The following is a 19,314-nucleotide window of genomic DNA, read 5'->3' as shown; positions in this document are numbered from 1 at the left end:
GGTCCGAGCGGGCCGCGGGTGGGGCGAAAATGCGCCTCTCATCGCTCGAGAATTGGGGCAAATCGCGGGGGTAAGCGGCATATGGCGCGCTTCATTTTCATCACTGGTGGTGTGGTTTCCTCGCTGGGCAAGGGCCTGGCGTCGGCGGCACTCGGGGCGCTTCTGCAGGCGCGCGGCTATTCGGTGCGGCTGAGGAAGCTCGATCCCTACCTGAACGTCGACCCGGGCACGATGTCGCCCTTCGAGCACGGCGAGGTCTTCGTGACCGACGACGGCGCCGAGACCGACCTCGACCTCGGGCATTACGAACGCTTCACCGGGGTGCCGGCGCGGATGACCGATTCGATCTCCTCGGGGCGGATCTACACCAACGTGCTGGAGAAGGAGCGCCGCGGCGACTACCTCGGCAAGACCATCCAGGTCATTCCCCACGTCACCAACGAGATCAAGGATTTCATCTCGATCGGCGAGGACGAGGTGGACTTCATGCTCTGCGAGATCGGCGGCACGGTCGGCGACATCGAAGGGCTGCCCTTCTTCGAGGCGATCCGCCAGTTCGCCCAGGAGAAGCCGCGCGGCCAGTGCATCTTCATGCATCTGACGCTCCTGCCCTGGATCAAGGCCTCGGGCGAGCTGAAGACCAAGCCCACGCAGCACTCGGTGAAGGAGCTGCGCTCCATCGGGCTGGCGCCGGACATCCTGGTCTGCCGCTCCGAGGGGCCGATCCCGCAGAAGGAACGCGAGAAGCTCGCGCTTTTCTGCAACGTGCGCCCCGACAGCGTGATCGCCGCGCAGGACCTGAAGTCGATCTACCAGGCGCCGCTGGCCTATCACCGCGAGGGGCTCGACCAGGCGGTGCTGGACGCCTTCCAGATCACGCCCGCGCCCAAGCCCAACCTCACCGTCTGGGAGGATGTGGCCGACCGCATCGCCCATCCCGAGGGCGAGGTGAATGTCGCCATCGTCGGCAAATACACCCAGCTCGAGGACGCCTATAAGTCCATCGCCGAGGCGCTGACCCACGGCGGGCTCTCGAACCGCGTGAAGGTCAATGTCGACTGGGTCGACGCCGAGATCTTCGAGCGCGAGGACCCCGCGCCGCATCTCTCGGGCTTCCACGCGATCCTGGTGCCCGGCGGCTTCGGCGAGCGCGGCACGGAAGGCAAGATCAAGGCCGCGCAATTCGCGCGCGAGCACAAGGTGCCCTATCTCGGCATCTGCCTCGGCATGCAGATGGCGGTGATCGAGGCGGCGCGCAACGCCGCCGGCGTCAGCCGCGCGGGCTCCGAGGAGTTCGACCACGAGGCCGGCAAGAAGCGCTTCGAGCCGGTGGTCTACCACCTCAAGGAGTGGGTGCAGGGCAACGAGAAGGTCAACCGCCGGCCCGACGACGACAAGGGCGGCACCATGCGCCTCGGCGCCTATGACGCGGTGCTGAAGGAGGGCAGCCGGGTGGCCGAGGTCTATGGCACCTCCACCATCGACGAGCGCCACCGCCACCGCTACGAGGTCGACATCCAGTACCGCGAGGCGCTGGAGAAGGCGGGCCTCTGCTTCTCGGGCATGTCGCCCGACGGCAAGCTGCCCGAGATCGTCGAATGGTCCGACCACCCGTGGTTCATCGGCGTGCAGTTCCACCCCGAGCTGAAGTCGAAACCCTTTGACCCGCATCCGCTGTTCAAGGACTTTGTGCGGGCAGCGAAGGATGTGTCGCGGTTGGTTTGAGTGGTGCTAGGCGGTGTAACGCGCCGCCGTAGCCCGCAGCCGTTCCGAGTGCGCGAAGAGATCGTTCAACGACTCGATTGGAACGCGCTCTTCCTTCTCGGTGTCGAACAGCCCGACATACCATTGCTTCCGGTTGAGATGCAGCCGGGCAAGGGGCTTGCGGTTGTTCGCATCGACCAACACCGCGCAGTATGACTTGGCGTCTCTGAGATCGACCCGCCCGGCGTCGATCACATCCCGGACAATGGCACGGATCGTCAGCATCCCCTCGATCTCTTCCTGGGTGGTGACGATGTCCGAACCCGGTTCGACCTCGGGCAGGTCCTCTTCCGTGGTGTCGTCATTCAAGGCTGTGCTGAGCCGATTGCGGACCCCATCTCTGACGAGATCGTTGAAGGCCGCCCTGATGGCAGAGCCGACCATTTCCCGAACGCTTGCGGAAATGCGTCCGTCATAGACCTTCGATGCGACAAGCTTCACGAAATCCTCGCTGGGATCGTCCAGCTCCTCGGCGAGGAAAGCCTTAATCGCCGAGACGTATTTCAGTTTCTCCGCATTGGCCAATATCTTGTCCACGTCGAAGTTGGACCGCTCGAACTTGCGAAGCTCCGCAATCTTGTTGGGACCGAAATCGAGAAGATCGAATGTGAAGAAGGGCCGGGAGTCCAGTTTGTTGGGTTCTTCCAGATCGGAAAAGAACTGGTAGACCTGACCATTGGTGAGAATGGCGAACCGCGTATTGGTCACCGAGAAATAGCGATAGAGCTGGCCGAGGTGTTTCTGCTCTAGCTTGGTCTGAAGGCCCTTGGCCTCGATCAGAATGCGCACCTCTCCATCCAGAACCACCGCGTAATCGACCTTTTCCCCTTTCTTGCCGGGAGTGTCGGCAGTGAACTCGGGAACCACCTCGGCGGGATTGAATACGTCATATCCCAGCCCTTGCAGCATCGGCAGAATGATGGAGGTTTTGGCGGCTTCTTCCGTGGCGATGGCGGAAGCATGTTCGCGGACTCTCTCTGAAAGAGAGGAAAGCAATTGATCTAAAGACACGGCAATCTCCCAAATAATGCGTGATGGTCGCCAAATCGGCATTTTGAGGCAATAGAAATCTATCAAAGGCCCGAATAGCACCGCAGGTGCCGGGCCTGCGCCGGACCGGTCCCGCCGGTCTGGCGCTTTGGGACGGACAGCGCGGCGCTCAGGCGGTGTCCTGACCTTGCACCATAAAGCGCCCCGCCCCGGCCGCGCGGCGCCAGCCCCCCGGTCCGGCGCAGGCCCGGCACCCGCTCGGGGCGGGAACGGGGCGGCCGGTCTCGGGTGCGGGACGGAGCGGCCCAGTCGCCACGCCCTGCGCGGGCCAACCGCCACCCGGACCTCTCGACCACGCCCCATGTCCCCGCGCGCCACCCCGCGCTACCCTTCGCCCTGCAACACCCCCAGCGAAGGAGCCCCTCCATGACCGCGCTTGCCGTTCTCACCACGCTCGACGACGAGGCCGCCGCCCGGGCGCTCGCGCGCAAGGCCGTCGAGGCGCGCCTGGCCGCCTGCGTGCACCTCGAGAAGATCTCCGCCTGTTTCCTCTGGCAGGGCAGCGTCGAGGAGGCCCCGGAGTGGCGGCTGCTCTTCAAGACCACCGAGGCCGCCTATGACGATCTCGCCCGGCTGATCGAGCACGAGCATCCCTACGACCTGCCGGCGCTCTGGGCCTTCGAGGCCAGCCGGGGCGCGCCCGCCTTCCTCGACTGGATCGCCGAGAGCACGCGCTGACATGGCTCTGGGCAAGCCTGCGACAAGCCGCTAAGGCGCGGGCCATGCTGTCGTATCAACACGCCTATCACGCCGGGAACCTGGCCGATCTGCACAAGCACGGGCTTCTGGCCGCGATGCTCGACTACCTCACGCGGAAGGACAAACCGCTGAGCTACATCGAGACCCACGCCGGGCGCGGGCTCTACGATCTCGACAGCGCCGAGGCGCGGAAGACCGGCGAGGCCGCCGCGGGCGTCGACCGGCTTGCGCTGCCCGAGGGCCATGCGCTGGCCCGGGCGCTCGCCGCCGTGCGCGCCCGCCACGGGGCCCGCGCCTACCCGGGCTCGCCCTTGATCGCCGAGGAGCTCCTGCGCGCCGGCGACAGCCTGCACCTGGCCGAGCTGCACCCCGGCGAACAGGCGGCGCTGACCCGGGCCGTCCGGCGCGCGCGCGTCTACCGGCAGGACGGCTTCGAACTGGCCCAGAGCCTCACCCCGCCGACCCCGCGCCGGGGGCTCCTGCTCTGCGATCCCTCCTACGAGGTGAAGGCCGATTACGCCGCCGTCCCGCGCCATTTCACCCGGCTCGCCAAGGCCTGGAACGTGGGCATCCTGGCGCTCTGGTATCCGATCCTGCGCGACGCCCGGCATGTCGAGATGACCGGGGCGCTGCGGCGCGCGTTCCCCGAGGCGCTCCTCTCCGAGGTGGGCTTTCCTCCGGCGCGGCCGGGGCATGCCATGGTCGGCTCGGGGATGTTCGTGGTGAACCCGCCCTACGGCCTGGCCGAGGCGGCGGCGGAGATCACCGGGCTGATTGAGGTGCAGGCGGGCTGACGGGGGCGCGAGGCACCGGCCCGCCGGGGCGGCAGCCTCCCGCATATGACCTCCCGCAGCGCCCAGCGAGGCTCGCCTGCCGCGACAGCAGCCCCCTGCACATGCCCCCGCAGCGCCCGCAAGGCACCCGCCCTCCGGCGCGGCCACCCCCGCCCAAGCCCCCCGCAGCGCCCCGCCCTGCCCGAGCACAGCGGGCACCCGCTCCACGGGCGAACATATTCGCATTTCCCGTAGACAAGCGCCCTGCGCTTCGCCACGCTCGATTGGGTGCCGAGTGACGTGCCGCCCCATAGGCGGCGCGTGGTCAATGTTGCTCAACCGCCACCGCAGCCCTGCGGGAGAACCGATGTCGAAGCGCCTGGTCCTCTGGCTGAATGCCCCTCATGCGGCGTGGCTCGACCCCGCCGACACCCCGCTTGCGCTGGGCGCGCTGGCGGTGGATGCCGCGCGCAAGAGCCTGCCGCGCGACATGCTGAAGGGGCCCGAGCTCGACACGATCTTCGCGCGCCGCTTCGACCTGACCCGCCGCGAGGCCTCGGAGATGCGCGCCGCCTGCGAGGCGGTGGCCGCGGCGGTCTCCTCGGGCGAGCGGCTCTCGCAGCTGATCGTCGCCCATGTGCCAGAGGGCGAGCGCCGGCTCCTGGCCGATTGCATGACCGAGGAGCTGAGCCGCCATCCCGCGGGCTCGCCGGCGGTCCTGCGCACCCTCAGCGCCCGCTTCGGGCTCGAGGCGGTGCCGACCCACAGCCTCTGATCGCGGGCGCCTCCGCGACCCCGGGCTGGCATCCGCGCGCCAAGCGATTATCTTCGCCCCATGTTCAGCGATTTCCTCTCCCGCCTGGTCCGCCCCGACCCTGCCCCGCTCGATGACGGCGACGCCCGGCTGGCGCTCACGGCGCTGCTCGTCCGCGTCGCCCGCGCCGATGGCCATTTCGACGCCGACGAGGCGCAGCGGATCGACCGCATCCTCGCCACCCGCTACGGGCTCGACCCCGAGGCCGCGGGCGCGCTGCGCGCCGATGCCGAGGCGCTCGAGGCCGAGGCCCCGGACACCGTGCGCTTCACCCGCGCGATCAAGGACGCGGTGCCCTACGAGCACCGGATCCAGGTCGTCGAGGCGCTCTGGTCGGTGGTGCTGGCCGACGGCAAACGCGACGCCGAGGAGGATTCGCTCCTGCGGATGGTCGCGAATCTCCTGGGCATCAGCGACCCCGACAGCGCCCGCGCCCGGCAGCGCGCCCAGGCCGCGCGCACCGGCTGAAGGGCGCAAAAGCCGCCTGACCTTGGGTCAACCGCACCCCGGAGTGCCCGGGGCGCGGCTTTCGCGTTGCAAAGCCTTGGCAGTTTCAGCCATCTTCGGCGCCAACCCGACGCAGCCGAGGACCCGTAGAGCCCCGTGACCGAACAGCCGCCCGTCATCGCGATCCGCAACCTGCACAAGGCCTATGGCGCGCTGGAAGTGCTCAAGGGCGTCGACATCGAGGCGCGCCGCGGCGATGTCGTGTCGCTGATCGGCTCCTCGGGCTCCGGCAAGTCGACGCTTTTGCGCTGCGCCAACCTGCTCGAGGACAGCCAGGAGGGCGAGATCCTCTTCAAGGACGAGCCGGTGCGCTGGCGCGGCGGCGGCCACGACCGCCGGCCCGCCGACAACCGCCAGGTGCTGCGCATCCGCACCAATCTTTCGATGGTCTTCCAGCAGTTCAATCTCTGGTCCCATATGACCATCCTGCAGAACGTCATGGAGGCGCCGCTGACCGTGCTCGGCCGCCCCCGCGCCGAGGTCGAGGCCGCCGCCCGCGGCTACCTCGAGAAGGTCGGCATCGGCGACAAGACCGAGGCCTACCCCGCCCAGCTCTCGGGCGGGCAGCAGCAGCGCGCGGCCATCGCGCGCGCGCTCTGCATGGAACCCGAGGCGCTTCTGTTCGACGAGCCGACATCGGCGCTCGATCCCGAGCTCGAACAGGAGGTGGTGCGGGTGATCCGCGACCTGGCCGCCGAGGGGCGGACCATGCTGATCGTGACGCATGACATGAAAATGGCACGTGACGTGTCCGACCACGTCGTGTTCCTTCATCAGGGGCTCATCGAAGAAGAAGGCCCCCCGGACGCGCTTTTCGGCGCGCCCAAATCCGAGAGGCTGCGGGGCTTTCTGAGCTCCACCATGCAGGACTGACCCATCGCTGAACATCAGGGAGATACAGCAATGAAATCGCTTCTTCTGGGCACCGCGGTGCTTACCCTTTCGGCCGCCACGGCCTTTGCGGCCAGCCATTCGGTCGTGCGGCTCGGCACCGAGGGCGCCTACCCTCCGTACAACTTCCTCGACGACAACGGCGAGGTCGCGGGCTTCGAGCGCGAGCTGGGCGACGAGCTTTGCGCCCGCGCCGAGATGACCTGCGAGTGGGTGACCAACGACTGGGATTCGATCATCCCCAACCTCGTATCGGGCAACTACGACGCGATCATCGCCGGCATGTCGATCACGCCCGAGCGTGACGAGGTGGTGGACTTCACCCAGAACTACACCCCGCCCTCGCCCTCGGCCTTTGCCGCGCTTTCCGCGGATGCCGACATCGAAGGCGGCGTCGTGGCAGCGCAGACCGGCACCATCCAGGCCGCGCATATCGCCGAATCGGGCGCGACCCTGCTCGAGTTCCCCTCCCCGGACGAGACCATCGCGGCGGTCATGTCGGGCGAGGCCGATGCGGTCATGGCCGACAAGGACTTCCTGATCCCGCTGGTCGAGGAAAACGCCAACATGACCTTCGTGGGCGAGGACATCCCGCTCGGCGGCGGCATCGGCATGGCCTTCCGCGAGAGCGATCCCGAGATGCGCGAGACCTTCGACGCTGCGATCCAGTCGATGAAGGACGACGGCACGCTGAACGAGCTGATCGTGAAGTGGCTCGGCGCGGACAGCCCGAAGTTCTGATCCGCTGAGACCATCCTCCGGGCGGGGAGAGGCCGCGCGCCGCCCCGCCCGGATCCGTTTTCTCCACCCCCCGCAAGCGAGCCGAAGACGTCATGCCGACCTGCGCCGATCCGAGCGTGCTCGAGGGCCTCAGCTGGCTCATGTGCTACCTGACCACGGGCAAGCACATCTCGCTGTATATCTCGGTCGGGACGGTGCTTCTGCTCCTGGCGATTACCGCGCCGACGGCGCTCCTGTTCGGCTTCGGCGGGGCCACGGCGGCGCGCTCGCGGATCTGGCCGCTGTCCTGGTTCGGGCGCGGCTATATCGCGGTGGTGCGCGGCGTGCCGGACATCGCCTTCTTCCTGTTCTTCGTGATCGCGCTCGACCAGGCCTTCGAATGGCTGCGCCACCAGGTCAAATGCCCCGACTGGGACGAGCCGATCCGCCAGGGCTCGGATTTCATCGTCTGCGCCGAGGCCAAGCTGCCGCTCTCGACCTCGCCGCAATGGGTGCATGAGACCTACGGCTTCTTCGTCGCGGTGCTGACCTTCGCCATCGTCTTCGGCGCCTTCGCGGCCAATGTGCTGTACGGCGCGATGCGCGCGGTGCCGCATGCCCAGATCGAGACCGCCGAGGCTTACGGGCTCTCGCCGCGGCAGACCTTCTGGCGCATCCTGGTGCCGCAGATGTGGGTCTATGCGCTGCCCGGGCTGTCGAACCTCTGGATGGTGCTGATCAAGGCGACGCCCTTGCTGTTCCTCCTGGGCATCGAAGACATCGTCTACTGGGCCCGCGAGCTGGGCGCGGCCAAGACGCCGCGCTTCACCGACTATCCCCATGGCGACTGGCGGATGTGGTATTTCCTGGCGCTCCTGGTTTTCTACCTGGCCTTCACCCGGGTCTCCGAAGTGGTGCTCGACCGGATCATGGCGCGGCTGACGCGCGGCCAGGCGACGCTGGCGGGCGAGGCCCAGAGAAAGGCCGGCGCATGAGGGTTGGTGTGACTGGTATCGGCGTCCGGGGGCTGGGCCCGGTTGAGGTGCGGGCGGCTTGGGCTGGCTGCGGAGCGGCGCGCCCCGCGGCCCACGCCGGCGAAGGGCCCGCGCTGCGCGCCGCTCCGGCCCTCTCTGAAGCACTCACCCTTCATCCCCGCACCGCCGCGAAAGGCCCCTCGGCATGAGCTGCATCGACACCATCCTCGACTACGGGCTGCGGTCGGTCGGCATCGGCGAGCGGCTCCTGCCGCGCACGGATTTCACCCTCTGCCAGCAGTTCACGCTGATCGGCTCGGGGCTGATCTGGAACGTCTATTTCGGCATCGTGGCGCTGAGCCTGGGCTTCTTCCTCGCCACCGCCGTGGCGGTGGGCAAGGCCTCGCCCAACCCGCTGATCCGCAAGCCCTCGGAGTGGTTCATCTTCGTCTTCCGGGGCTCGCCGCTCTTCATCCAGTTCTTCTTCGCCTACTTCAGCTTCCTGGCGCTGAAACCGGTGGCGCCCTTCTTCGATCCGCTCTCCTCGGCCTGGCTCGGGGCGACGATCGTGCTGTTCCTGAACACCGCCGCCTATTCCGGCGAGATCTTCTACGGCGCGCTTCTGTCGGTACCCAAGGGCGACCTCGAGGCCGCCGATGCCTACGGGCTCTCGGGCACGCCGCGCTTCCGGCGGATCGTCTGGCCGACCATGCTGCGGCTGGCCTGGCCCGCCTATACCAACGAGGCGATCTTCCTGTTCCACGCGACCACGCTGGTCTTCTTCTCGGGCTTTCCCGCCTGGCAGCAGAAGGGCGACGCGCTCTATTACGCGAATTACTTCGCGGACAAGACCTTCAACCCCTTCGTGCCCTACCCGATCCTGGCGGGCTATTTCATCCTGCTGACCCTGGTGATCATCGGGCTTTTCGGCGCCGTGAACCGGCGGCTGAACCGCCACCTGCCGAGCGGGCGGCGGAGCCGGCTGAAGCTGCGGATGAACCTGATCCGGTGAGGTGTGGGGCTTGGGCTGCGCGGGCTGAGGGAGGTGTGGTGTGGTGCAGCTGGTGAGCTGGTGAGCTGGTGAGCTGGTGAGGATTGCGCCGCGACGGTTCCGAGCACCAGCATCCAATTTGTGCCCAAGCCCCCAATAGACGCTCTCGCCCCCCGCTCAACCAATCTCGCCCATTGTCACCAACCTGCGGCCAGCCGCCCCCACCCACACCCCGCGCGCCCCCTTGCGCCCGAATAGCACCGAAGGTGCCGGGCGCGCGCCGGACCGGCCCCTTGGGCCGGCGCTCCTTGGGATGGCGTGTATAGCTCGCAGCCAGCCCTGACCTTGCGGAAATAAAGCGCATAGCCCCAAGGTCAGTAGCGCCGGCCCCCGGTCCGGCGCGCGCCCTCTGTTGCGGGGGATTGTTGGGTGGCAGGGGTACGTTGCACTGCGCGCAGTATGGCCTTCTTGCCGTCCGAAGGTCAGGATCACCGAGCCTCCTGCGCGGTAAGGCCAACCTACCTCCAGCAGGCCACCGGCAATTAGCCATCCCCAAGGCATAGACGCCCAGTCCAATCGCAGGCACAGACATCTATGCCCGGCGTGGGCCAGCCCTCCACCCCACACCCCAAAAAACACGCCCCCTTGCCTCGCCCGACGGGCCGTGCAAGATTTTGATCAAATTATCCACGGTCCCCCAATGTCCTCGCTGCAAATGAAGAACTACCTGCGGAAACACCCCCAGATCCGCACCATCCGCGTCGCCGCCTGCGACCTCAACGGTCAGCCGCGCGGCAAGCGGGTGCCCTCGCGCTTCGCCGATAAGGTGGTCGAGAACGGCACCCGCTTCCCGGTCTCGGTGCTCAACCTCGACATCTGGGGCGAGGACATCGACGACAGCCCGCTGGTCTTCGAGAGCGGCGACCGCGACGGCGTCCTCTTCCCGACCGAGCGCGGCTTCCTGCCCATGCCCTGGCTCGAGGCGCCGACCGCGCTTCTGCCGATCTGGATGTTCCGCGAGGACGGCCGGCCCTATGACGGCGACCCGCGCCACGCGCTGCGCGCGGTGCTCGACCGCTACAAGGCGCGCGGGCTGACCCCGGTGGTCGCGGTGGAGCTCGAATTCTTCCTGATCGACGACTCCGGCCGCACCCTCGAGGTGCCGATCTCGCCGCGCTCGGGCAAACGGCGCAAGGCCGCCGAGACCATGTCGATCCGCGCGCTCGACGCCTTCGACAGCTTCTTCACCGATCTCTACGACGCCTGCGAGGCCATGGACATTCCCGCCGACACGGCGATCTCCGAGGCCGGGCTCGGGCAGTTCGAGATCAACCTCATGCATGGCGACGACGCCTTGCGCGCCGCCGATGACGCCTGGTTCTTCAAGATGCTGGTCAAGGGGCTGGCGCGCAGCCACGGCTTTGCCGCCTCCTTCATGGCCAAACCCTACGAGGACTACTCGGGCTCGGGCATGCACGCGCATTTCTCGGTGCTCGACGCCGCCGGGCGCAACATCTTCGACGACGGCGGCCCGCGCGGCACCGAGACCCTGCGCCATGCGATCCAGGGCTGTCTCGCGGCGATGTCCGACAGCGCGCTGATCTTCGCGCCGCATCTCAACTCCTACGACCGGCTGGTGCCGGGCGCCCATGCGCCGACCGGGCTTTGCTGGGCCTATGAGAACCGCACCGCGGCGCTGCGGGTGCCCTCGGGCGCGCCCGCGGCCCGGCGGATCGAGCACCGCGTCTCGGGCGGCGACGTGAACCCCTATCTCTCGCTCGCGGCGATCCTCGGCGCGGCCTTCAACGGCATCGAGGACGCCATCGACCCGCCCGAGCCGATCACCGGCAACGCCTATGCGCTGGAGCTCGAGCACATGCCCGACAACTGGGCCGATGCGATCACCCGCTTCGAGCAGAGCGAGATCATGCCGCGGATCTTCCCGGCCGAGCTGATCCGCAACTACCTGCTGACCAAGAAGCAGGAGCGCCACTACATGGCCGAGCTCTCGCCCAAGGAACAGGTGGAGATCTATCTCGACACCGTCTGACGCTTGCCCCCGACGCGGCTGCGACCTAGCATCCGCCCCATTCCCTGAACGCGGTGAACCATGAAGATCGGCATCCTGCAAACCGGCCTCGTCCCCAGCGAGCTGGCCCCGGAGCATGGCCAGTACAAGGACATGTTCGAGGCGCTCCTGGCCCCCAAGGGCCACAGCTTCCAGACCTGGAGCGTCGTCGAGAACGACTTCCCCCAAGGCCCCGAGGACGCGAAGGGCTGGCTGATCACCGGCTCGCGCCACGGCGCCTACGAGGATCACCCCTGGATCCCGCCGCTGGAAGAGCTGATCCGCGCCATCCGCGACAGCGGGCGGCCGCTCGTGGGTGTCTGCTTCGGCCATCAGATCATCGCCCAGGCCCTGGGCGGCCGGGTCGAGAAATTCGCCGGCGGCTGGTCGGTCGGCGCCCAGGACTACAGCTTCCCCGAGGGCACGCGCCGCATCCACGCCTGGCACCAGGACCAGGTGGTCGAGGTGCCCGAGGGCGCCCGCACCCTGGCCAAGAGCGACTTCTGCGCCCATGCGGCGCTGGCCTATGGCGATCACATCTACACCGTGCAGCCGCACCCCGAGTTCGACGACGCCTTCATCCAGGGCCTGATCGAGAGCCGCGGGCCGGGCGTGGTGCCTGACGACCAGCTCGAGGCCGCGCGCGGCAGCCTCGGCGGGCGGCTCGACAGCGCCGAGCTGGCCGACCAGTTCGACCGGGTCTTCCGCGGCGGGAGGGTCGAGGCATGAGCGACTGGACCGACGGCCTGCCGCAGGCGGCGCGCGACTACCTCGAGGGGCGCCGCCTCGACGAGGTGGAATGCATCATCTCCGACATTCCCGGCATCGCCCGGGGCAAGGCGGTGCCGGCCTCGAAATTCGCGCGGCAGAAGACCTTCCACCTGCCCGACTCGATCTTCTACCAGACGATCACCGGCGACTGGGGCGAGGCCGCCGACGAGGAAGAGGGCTTCATCGAGCGCGACATGATCCTGAAGCCCGACATGTCGACCGCCTCGGCGGCGCCCTGGACCGGCGACTGGACGCTGCAGGTGATCCACGACGCCTACGACCGCAAGGACCGCCCGATCCCCTTCGCGCCGCGCAACGTGCTGCGCCGGGTGGTGGACCTTTACCACAAGAAGGGCTGGCAGCCGGTTGTGGCCCCCGAGATGGAGTTCTACCTGGTCGCCCGCAACACCGATCCGGCCAAGGACATCGAGCCGATGATGGGCCGCACCGGGCGCCCCGCCGCCGCGCGCCAGGCCTATTCGATGACCGCCGTGGACGAGTTCGGCCCGGTGATCGACGACATCTACGACTTCGCCGAGGCCCAGGGCTTCGAGATCGACGGCATCACCCAGGAAGGCGGCGCCGGGCAACTCGAGATCAACCTGCGCCACGGCGACCCGGTGAAGCTGGCCGACGAGGTCTTCTACTTCAAGCGGCTGATCCGCGAGGCGGCGCTGCGCCACAACTGCTTCGCCACCTTCATGGCCAAGCCGATCGCGGTGGAGCCGGGCTCGGCCATGCACATCCACCACTCGGTGAACGACATCGAGACCGGCAAGTCGATCTTCTCGGGCCCGCAGGGCGGCGAGACCGACGCCTTCTTCAACTTCATCGGCGGGCTGCAACGCCATCTGCCCGCGGCCATCGCGGTGCTGGCACCTTACGTGAACTCCTACCGGCGTTACGTCCGCGACCATGCCGCGCCGATCAACCTCGAATGGGGGCGCGACAACCGCACCACCGGCATCCGCATCCCGCTGTCGGGCCCCGAGAGCCGGCGGATCGAGAACCGCCTGGCGGGCATGGACTGCAACCCCTACCTCGGCATCGCCGCCTCGCTGGCCTGCGGCTACCTCGGCCTGACCGAGGAGGCCTGGCCCTCGAAGCAGTTCAAGGGGGACGCTTACGAAGGCGAAGGCGACATCCCCCGCGTGCTGGGCCAGGCGCTGGAGCTTTTCGACGGGGCCGAGGCGCTGCATGCCGCGCTCGGGCCCGAGTTCGCGCGGGTCTATACCATCGTGAAACGCGCCGAATACGAGGAATTCCTGCAGGTCATCAGCCCCTGGGAGCGCGAGCACCTGCTGTTGAACGTCTGAGGCTTGGGGGCCGGTGTGCCGCCCGGCGCCGGGGCCACGGCGCGCCCGGCGCCGCCCCGCCCCTCGGCCCGACCATCTGAGAAGGCATCGCCGCCCGTGAACCTGCTTTACGCCAACGACACCCAGGGCCGCTACCCGGCCAGCTTCTACGCCGAGACCGCCCCCCTGCCCGAGCCTGCCCCGGCCCTTCAGGGCGACACCAAGGCTGATGTCTGCGTCGTGGGCGCCGGCTACACCGGGCTTTCGGCGGCGCTGCACCTGGCCGAGATGGGCCGCGACGTGGTGCTCATCGAGGCGCACCGGGCGGGCTTCGGCGCCTCGGGGCGGAACGGCGGGCAGCTCGGCTCGGGCCAGCGGGTCGACCAGATGGCGCTCGAGAAGATGCTGGGCGCCGGCGAGGCCGGCGCCTACTGGGAGCTCGGCCAGGAGGCCAAGGCGCTGGTCAAGGATCTGATCGCGCGCCACGGCATCGATTGCGAACTGCGCCCCGGCGTGGCCGAGGCGGTCTCGGACGCGCGCGGGCTGCGCGAGGCCTTCGCGCACGCCGAGCACATGCAGGCGCGCTACGGCTACGACGCGCTGGAGCCGCTCGCGGGCGACGGTTGGCGCGCGGCCTGCGCCTCGCCGGCCTATCGCGGCGGGGTGATCGACCACGACGCCGCGCATCTGCACCCGCTGAAATACGCGCTGGGGCTGCGGGCGGCCTGCCTCAAGGCCGGGGTGCGGCTGCACGAGGGCACCGAGGTCACCGGCGTCAGCGACGGCGCGCCCGCGACGGTCAGCACCCGCGGCGGCAGGGTCACCGCCGAACACGTCGTGCTGGCGGCCAACGGCTATCTCGGCGGGCTCGCGCCCCGGGTCGCCGCGCGGGTCATGCCGATCAACAATTTCATCGTCGCGACCGAGCCGCTCGGCGCGCGCACCGCCGAGGTGCTGCCCCGCGACGTGGCGGTGGCCGACGATCGTTTCGTGGTGAACTACTTCCGGCTCAGCTCCGACGGGCGGCTGCTTTTCGGGGGCGGCGAAAGCTACGGCTACCGCTTCCCCGCCGACATCCGCGCGCTGGTCTCAAAGCCGATGCTCGAGATCTTCCCGCATCTCGCCGATGTGCCGCTGACCCATGCCTGGGGCGGCACGCTGGCGATCACCATGAAGCGGCTGCCGCATCTCGCGCGGCCCGGGAAGCGGGTGCTCTCGGCCTCGGGCTATTCCGGCCACGGGGTCGGCACGGCGACCCATGCGGGGCTTCTCATGGCCCGCGCCATCGCCGGCGAGGCCGAGGGCTTCGACACCATGGCGCGCCTGCCAACGCCGCGTTTCCCGGGCGGCAGCGCCCTGCGCGCGCCGCTCCTGGTGCTGGCCATGAGCTGGTATGCGTTGCGCGATCGCCTCGGGCTCTGAGGCACAGGTGCGCAGCCCGCGCGGCGCGGCACCTTAGCGCTTGGCGACCCGCAGCCCAGCAAGTAACACTGGCCCGAGCGCGACAGGAGGAGGCCTCAATGAGCGGCATTCCGGAAATGCACGACGCCGAGCCGATCCCCGAGGCGGCCCGCGCCGAGGTCGACCGGCTTTTCGCAAGCGGCGACCTGTTCCGGTATCACGGCAGCGCCGACAGCCCGGTGACGCGGCTCGAGCAGGAGTTCGCGGCGACCCTCGGCTGCCGCTACGCGCTGGCCGTCTCGAGCTGCTCGGCCGCGCTGTTCCTCTCCCTGAAGACCCTGGGCCTGCCGCGCGACGCGCGGGTGCTGATCCCGGGCTTCACCTTCGCCGCGGTGCCTTCGGCGGTGCTGCACGCCGACTGCCTGCCGGTCCTCTGCGAGGTCGGCAGCGACTACCGCGTCGACCTGGCCGATTTCGAGGCCAAGATCGCCACCGTCTCGGCGGTGATAATCAGCCACATGCGCGGCCATACCTCGGACATGGACGCCATCCTCGCGATCGCCGACCGCCACGGCGTGCCGGTGGTCGAGGATGCCGCGCACAGCCTCGGCACCACCTGGGCGGGGCGCAACATCGGCACGCTCGGCCGCATCGGCTGCTTCAGCTTCCAGAGCTACAAGCTCCTGAACGCCGGCGAAGGCGGACTTCTGGTCACCGACGACGCCGAGCTGATCGCCCGCGCGGTGATCATGTCGGGCGCCTATGAGACCAACTGGAAGAAACACGGGCTGCTGACCGAGCCCTTCGCGCGCTGGCAGAACAAGCTGCCGCTCTACAACCTGCGGCTCTCGAACCTCTCCGCGGCGGTGATCCGCCCGCAGCTGGCCGAGCTGCCGCGCCGGGTCGCCGACGGGCGGCGCAACCACGACCATGTCGCCGCGCGCCTTGCCGAGACGCCCTGGTTCGAGGTGCCGCGCAAGCTGGCCCCCGAGATGCGCGCGCCGGATTCGCTGCAGTTCAACCTCGTCGGCATGAGCGACGCGGATGTCGACGCCTTCACCGCCGCGGCGGCGGAGGCCGGGGTCAAGGTGCAGGTCTTCGGGCGCAGCGCCGACAACGCGCGGGCCTTCTGGAACTGGCAATTCCTGCCCGAGATGCCCGAGCTGCCGCGCACCCGCGCCATGCTGATGCGGGCCTGCGACACGCGGCTGCCGGCGCGGCTGACGCTCGATCAATGCACGGCGGTGGCCGAGGCGCTGATCGGCGCGGCAGAGGCCGCCATGGCCCCGGCCCGCGCCTACGGGACCTGAGCCCCGCGCCTTATTTGCCGAACTTGGCGAGCTTGGCCTGAAGCTCGGCGAACTCTTTCTTCAGCGCCTCGATGTCCTCGGCGGACTCGGTGGGCGGCTCTGCGCCGCGCCGCGGCGCGGGCTTGGCCTTGGCGGTGCCGCCGCCCTGCCCCGGGGCCTCTTCGGCGCCCGGCGCGCGCGGGCCGGTGCCCCCGGGCCCGCCCTGGGTCATGGCCTTCATGAAGGCCTCCTGCTGCGCCTGCATCGCCTCGAAGCCGGGCATCTTCGCCATGGGGTTCATGGCGTTCATGTTCTCCACCCATTTCGACTGGCTGTCGCGGAACATCTCGAAGCTCTGGGCCAGGAACTGCGGCACCATCGAGGTCGCCTGCGTGGTGTAGCTGCGCACCAGGTCGTTCAGCACGTTGATCGGCAGGACGCTTTCACCGCGGCTTTCGTGTTCGGCGATGATCTGCAGCAGATACTGCCGCGTCAGGTCGTCGCCGGATTTCAGATCGACGATCTGAACCTCGCGTCCGTCGCGGATGAAGCCGGCGATGTCCTCGAGCGTGACATAGTCGCTGGTCTCGGTGTTGTAGAGCCGCCGAGAGGCGTAACGCTTGATAAGCAGCGGCTTTTCCGAATTCGACACTCTGGGCCTCCCCATATCTGCGGTGCAGAAACCCTAAGACCTTGCTTAGGAAATGGGCAAGTGTCCTCTGGTCCCCGCAGACGAAAAAGGGCGGGCCGATCGGCCCGCCCAGGAAGTGCGCACGACGAAGGGAGGAGTGCCGCGCGCCGATCCTTGTGTCGCTGACGCCTTACTTGGAGGCGGCGGCGGTGGTTGCCTTCTTGGCGTTGGCGGTCATGTCCGAAGTGGCCTTCTTCATGGCGGCCGATGCGTCTTCGGTGATGTCCTTGCCGGCGGCCATCATCAGCTCGACGGTGTCCATCTGGACCTTCTTCGCGATCTCGGCGAAGGCGGCCATGTGCTCGGCAGTCACTTCGGCCTGGGCCGATGCGAAGTCGGTCATCGCCTTGGCGTAGTCGGCCGGCTCGGCCTTCGCCTTGGAGAGGTCGCCCATCTTGGTCAGGGTGTCCTTGGTCCACTTGGCGGAGAGCTCGGTCGACTTCTCGGCAGCTTCCAGAGCCACGCCCGAGAGCTTCTCGTTCAGGGTCGCCTGGGTCTTGAAGGCGTCTTCCATCGCCTTGGTGTCGACCGGGAACGCGCCCATCATGTCTTTCATCATCGCAGTGAAGTCTTGCTGCTGCTTGGTAGCCATCTCAAAATCCTTTCATGCATCTTCCGGTGAGCCCACCTCACCGCGTTTTCTGCATCTGCACAGGAATATGCGTGCTGCGCCGCAGCATTTCAAGGATTTTTGCCGCGGTGCAGCAAAAAACTGGCGACTGTATGCTAAGGCCCTGCCTGTGCTGCGAAATCAGGGTTCGATTTCGCGGGCCTTGGCGGTGACATAGGTTCCGGGCGCCTTCCCGAGCGAGGGATGCTCCGAATCGCCGGGCGCGCGCGCGTTGATCCAGCGGCCCGAGCGCTTTCCGATCCAGGCCTCCCAGACCGGCCACCAGGAGCCCTTGTGATGCTCGGCCCCGGCCTGCCATTCCTCGGGCGTGCCGCGGAAGTCGTCGTTCAGGTAGTAGCCGTATTTATTCTTCACCGGCGGGTTCACGATGCCCGCGATATGGCCCGATTCCGCCAGGACGAAGCTACGATCCTTTGAGCCCATGAGCGTCACGCCCCGGAAGCAGTCCTTCCAGGCGGCGATATGGTCGGTCTCGCAGGCAATGGACATGAGCGGCACGTCCACGTCCTCGATCTTCAGCGTCTCGCCCAGAAGCTCGATGCCCTCACCCCCGGCGAAGGTATTGGCCTGGCAGAGGTCGCGCAGGTATTGCACCGCCATGCGCGCGGGCAGGTTCGAGCCGTCGCCGTTCCAGTAGAGCAGGTCGAAGGCGGGCGGCGTCTCGCCCATCATGTAGCTCTGGATCGCCGGGCGGTAGACCAGGTCGTTCGAGCGCAGGAAGGAGAAGGTGCGCGCCATGATGAAGGAGCGCAGCACGCCCGTGCGCTTCACCTCGTCCTCGATGCCGTCGACGAAATCGTCCTGCAGGAAGGGCGTGAACTCCCCCTGGTCGGAGAAATCGGTCAGCGTCGTGAAGAAGGTCGCCGATTTGATCGAGTTGTCCTTGCGCTGCTTCAGGAGCGACAGGGTCAGCGACAGCGTGGTGCCCGCGATGCAGTAGCCGATCGCGTTGATCCGCTTCTGGTTGGTGATCGCCTTCACTTCCTCGATCGCGGTCAGGAAGCCCTCCTCGATGTAGGTGTCGAGGCCCACGTCGCTGTAGTCGTGGTCGGGGTTCACCCAGCTCACCACGAAGAGCGTGTAGCCCTGGTCGACCACCCAGCGGATGAAGCTGTTCTGCTCGCGCAGGTCGAGGATGTAGAACTTGTTGATCCAGGGCGGAAACAGCACGATCGGCGTTTCCTTCACCTTCTCGGTGGTGGGCGCATACTGGATGATCTCCATCATCCGGTTGCGGTAGACCACCTCGCCCTCGGCGGTGGCGATGTTCTCGCCGATCTTGAAGGCCTCTTCGTCGGCCAGTTTCACCACCAGCTCGCCGTTGTTGGCCTCGAGGTCGGAAATCAGGTTCTCGAGCCCCTTCACCAGGCTTTCGCCCTCGGTCTCGATGGCCTTTTCCAGCGCGTCGGGGTTGGTCGAGAGGAAATTCGTCGGCGCCATCATGTCGACGATCTGCCGCGCGAAATAGCTCAGCCGGCGCTTTTCCTTGGGGTCCATGTCGTCGATGTCGGCGACCGCCTGTTCGAGCGCCTTGGAATTGATCAGGTATTGCTGCTTGATGAAGTTGAAATAGGGATGCGTGTCCCAGAGCGGATTGGCGAAGCGCTTGTCCTTGGGACCGGGATCCTCGGGCGCCTTGAGCTGCCCCGAGGCCAGCGCCTGCTGCGCCTCGACGAAATGTTTCACCGTGTCGCCCCAATAGGAGATCTGGTGTTCGATCACCTTGGCAGGGTTCTGCATCCAGGCCTGCCAATAGCCGGTCATCGCCTTGGCATAGAGCTCCTGGTCGGGGCCCTGCAGCGAGGTGTCCAGCGGCTTGCGCTTGGTCATCGCGGCGATCAGCCGTTGCGACAGTTCCTCCACGCGGGCGAGGTTCTGATTGAATTTTTCCAGATTCTGCGGCTGGTCAAACGTCTCGGTTGTCATCCTACGGGATACCCCCTAGCTTTCTGCCGTGCAGCAATACCATTGCGGGCGGCGATCGT

Annotated in this window: 18 protein-coding genes; 14 read left to right on the top strand and 4 right to left on the bottom strand. The window is 67.7% G+C overall.

Annotated elements, in window-relative coordinates; genetic code table 11:
• Positions 1-81: 81 nt before the first annotated feature.
• Positions 82-1,725 (top strand): CTP synthase, encoded by a 1,644-nt coding sequence (locus tag LR948_RS07980; protein WP_232753465.1) that lies wholly within the window; start codon positions 82-84, stop codon positions 1,723-1,725.
• Between the two features lie 6 nt (positions 1,726-1,731).
• On the opposite strand, the gene LR948_RS07975 is transcribed toward LR948_RS07980, so the two are convergent.
• Positions 1,732-2,775 (bottom strand): type I restriction endonuclease, encoded by a 1,044-nt coding sequence (locus LR948_RS07975; protein WP_232753464.1) that lies wholly within the window; start codon positions 2,773-2,775, stop codon positions 1,732-1,734.
• 405 nt (positions 2,776-3,180) lie between these two features.
• Between LR948_RS07975 and cutA the strand changes: the two genes are divergently transcribed.
• The 13 genes from cutA (at position 3,181) to LR948_RS07910 (ending at position 16,028) form a co-directional block, all read left to right on the top strand.
• Positions 3,181-3,492, top strand: coding sequence for a divalent-cation tolerance protein CutA (gene cutA / locus LR948_RS07970; protein WP_232753463.1), 312 nt, complete (start codon positions 3,181-3,183; stop codon positions 3,490-3,492).
• A gap of 44 nt (positions 3,493-3,536) precedes the next feature.
• Entirely contained in the window at positions 3,537-4,307 is a 771-nt protein-coding gene (gene rlmJ / locus LR948_RS07965) for a 23S rRNA (adenine(2030)-N(6))-methyltransferase RlmJ (RefSeq protein WP_232753462.1), read from the top strand.
• A gap of 346 nt (positions 4,308-4,653) precedes the next feature.
• Positions 4,654-5,061 carry a hypothetical protein gene (locus tag LR948_RS07960; RefSeq protein ID WP_232753461.1) on the top strand — a complete coding sequence of 136 codons (408 nt, stop codon included), beginning with the start codon at positions 4,654-4,656 and terminating at the stop codon, positions 5,059-5,061.
• Positions 5,062-5,121: 60 nt separating this feature from the next.
• Positions 5,122-5,568 (top strand): TerB family tellurite resistance protein, encoded by a 447-nt coding sequence (locus LR948_RS07955; protein WP_232753460.1) that lies wholly within the window; start codon positions 5,122-5,124, stop codon positions 5,566-5,568.
• Positions 5,569-5,703: 135 nt separating this feature from the next.
• A complete protein-coding gene (locus tag LR948_RS07950) occupies positions 5,704-6,480 on the top strand; it encodes an ATP-binding cassette domain-containing protein (RefSeq protein WP_232753459.1) in 777 nt (258 codons plus the stop codon).
• A gap of 30 nt (positions 6,481-6,510) precedes the next feature.
• Positions 6,511-7,239, top strand: a complete 729-nt coding sequence (locus LR948_RS07945) for a transporter substrate-binding domain-containing protein (protein ID WP_232753458.1) — start codon at positions 6,511-6,513, stop codon at positions 7,237-7,239.
• Positions 7,240-7,331: 92 nt separating this feature from the next.
• Entirely contained in the window at positions 7,332-8,213 is an 882-nt protein-coding gene (locus LR948_RS07940) for an ABC transporter permease (protein WP_232753457.1), read from the top strand.
• Positions 8,214-8,397: 184 nt separating this feature from the next.
• Positions 8,398-9,204: an ABC transporter permease gene (locus LR948_RS07935; RefSeq protein ID WP_232753456.1), complete on the top strand. Its 807-nt coding sequence runs from the start codon at positions 8,398-8,400 to the stop codon at positions 9,202-9,204.
• A gap of 694 nt (positions 9,205-9,898) precedes the next feature.
• Positions 9,899-11,233, top strand: a complete 1,335-nt coding sequence (locus LR948_RS07930) for a glutamine synthetase family protein (RefSeq protein ID WP_232753569.1) — start codon at positions 9,899-9,901, stop codon at positions 11,231-11,233.
• Between the two features lie 60 nt (positions 11,234-11,293).
• Positions 11,294-11,980 carry a type 1 glutamine amidotransferase gene (locus tag LR948_RS07925; RefSeq protein WP_232753455.1) on the top strand — a complete coding sequence of 229 codons (687 nt, stop codon included), beginning with the start codon at positions 11,294-11,296 and terminating at the stop codon, positions 11,978-11,980.
• Positions 11,977-13,338, top strand: a complete 1,362-nt coding sequence (locus LR948_RS07920; protein ID WP_232753454.1) for a glutamine synthetase family protein — start codon at positions 11,977-11,979, stop codon at positions 13,336-13,338. Before LR948_RS07925 ends, LR948_RS07920 begins: the two co-directional genes overlap by 4 nt.
• A gap of 96 nt (positions 13,339-13,434) precedes the next feature.
• Entirely contained in the window at positions 13,435-14,739 is a 1,305-nt protein-coding gene (locus tag LR948_RS07915) for an FAD-binding oxidoreductase (RefSeq protein ID WP_232753453.1), read from the top strand.
• A gap of 98 nt (positions 14,740-14,837) precedes the next feature.
• Positions 14,838-16,028, top strand: a complete 1,191-nt coding sequence (locus tag LR948_RS07910) for a DegT/DnrJ/EryC1/StrS aminotransferase family protein (RefSeq protein ID WP_232753452.1) — start codon at positions 14,838-14,840, stop codon at positions 16,026-16,028.
• Between the two features lie 10 nt (positions 16,029-16,038).
• On the opposite strand, the gene phaR is transcribed toward LR948_RS07910, so the two are convergent.
• The 3 genes from phaR to LR948_RS07895 all read right to left on the bottom strand — a co-directional run bounded on the left by phaR (position 16,039) and on the right by LR948_RS07895 (position 19,255).
• Positions 16,039-16,659: a polyhydroxyalkanoate synthesis repressor PhaR gene (gene phaR / locus LR948_RS07905; protein ID WP_232753451.1), complete on the bottom strand. Its 621-nt coding sequence runs from the start codon at positions 16,657-16,659 to the stop codon at positions 16,039-16,041.
• Between the two features lie 169 nt (positions 16,660-16,828).
• Positions 16,829-17,290 (bottom strand): phasin family protein, encoded by a 462-nt coding sequence (locus LR948_RS07900; protein WP_232753450.1) that lies wholly within the window; start codon positions 17,288-17,290, stop codon positions 16,829-16,831.
• Between the two features lie 159 nt (positions 17,291-17,449).
• The gene (locus LR948_RS07895; RefSeq protein WP_232753449.1) at positions 17,450-19,255 is read right to left on the bottom strand and encodes an alpha/beta hydrolase; all 1,806 of its coding nucleotides are present in this window, start codon (positions 19,253-19,255) and stop codon (positions 17,450-17,452) included.
• Positions 19,256-19,314: the final 59 nt, after the last annotated feature.

It is taken from the genome of Roseivivax sp. GX 12232, assembly GCF_021272185.1.
In the GTDB taxonomy this organism is placed as follows: Bacteria; Pseudomonadota; Alphaproteobacteria; order Rhodobacterales; family Rhodobacteraceae; genus Roseivivax.
The sequence above is the reverse complement of the archived record's forward strand: the minus strand, read 5'-3'. Positions and strand labels throughout refer to the sequence as shown.

What these genes read in the sequence shown, in the direction of transcription:
- LR948_RS07940 (WP_232753457.1), top strand. Translation starts at nt 7,332, where the DNA reads ATGCCGACCTGCGCCGATCCGAGCGTGCTCGAGGGCCTCAGCTGGCTC.
- LR948_RS07920 (WP_232753454.1), top strand. Translation starts at nt 11,977, where the DNA reads ATGAGCGACTGGACCGACGGCCTGCCGCAGGCGGCGCGCGACTACCTC.
- LR948_RS07935 (WP_232753456.1), top strand. Translation starts at nt 8,398, where the DNA reads ATGAGCTGCATCGACACCATCCTCGACTACGGGCTGCGGTCGGTCGGC.
- LR948_RS07910 (WP_232753452.1), top strand. Translation starts at nt 14,838, where the DNA reads ATGAGCGGCATTCCGGAAATGCACGACGCCGAGCCGATCCCCGAGGCG.
- LR948_RS07895 (WP_232753449.1), bottom strand. Translation starts at nt 19,255, where the DNA reads ATGACAACCGAGACGTTTGACCAGCCGCAGAATCTGGAAAAATTCAAT.
- cutA (WP_232753463.1), top strand. Translation starts at nt 3,181, where the DNA reads ATGACCGCGCTTGCCGTTCTCACCACGCTCGACGACGAGGCCGCCGCC.
- rlmJ (WP_232753462.1), top strand. Translation starts at nt 3,537, where the DNA reads ATGCTGTCGTATCAACACGCCTATCACGCCGGGAACCTGGCCGATCTG.
- LR948_RS07945 (WP_232753458.1), top strand. Translation starts at nt 6,511, where the DNA reads ATGAAATCGCTTCTTCTGGGCACCGCGGTGCTTACCCTTTCGGCCGCC.
- LR948_RS07925 (WP_232753455.1), top strand. Translation starts at nt 11,294, where the DNA reads ATGAAGATCGGCATCCTGCAAACCGGCCTCGTCCCCAGCGAGCTGGCC.
- LR948_RS07930 (WP_232753569.1), top strand. Translation starts at nt 9,899, where the DNA reads ATGAAGAACTACCTGCGGAAACACCCCCAGATCCGCACCATCCGCGTC.
- LR948_RS07900 (WP_232753450.1), bottom strand. Translation starts at nt 17,290, where the DNA reads ATGGCTACCAAGCAGCAGCAAGACTTCACTGCGATGATGAAAGACATG.
- LR948_RS07980 (WP_232753465.1), top strand. Translation starts at nt 82, where the DNA reads ATGGCGCGCTTCATTTTCATCACTGGTGGTGTGGTTTCCTCGCTGGGC.
- LR948_RS07955 (WP_232753460.1), top strand. Translation starts at nt 5,122, where the DNA reads ATGTTCAGCGATTTCCTCTCCCGCCTGGTCCGCCCCGACCCTGCCCCG.
- LR948_RS07960 (WP_232753461.1), top strand. Translation starts at nt 4,654, where the DNA reads ATGTCGAAGCGCCTGGTCCTCTGGCTGAATGCCCCTCATGCGGCGTGG.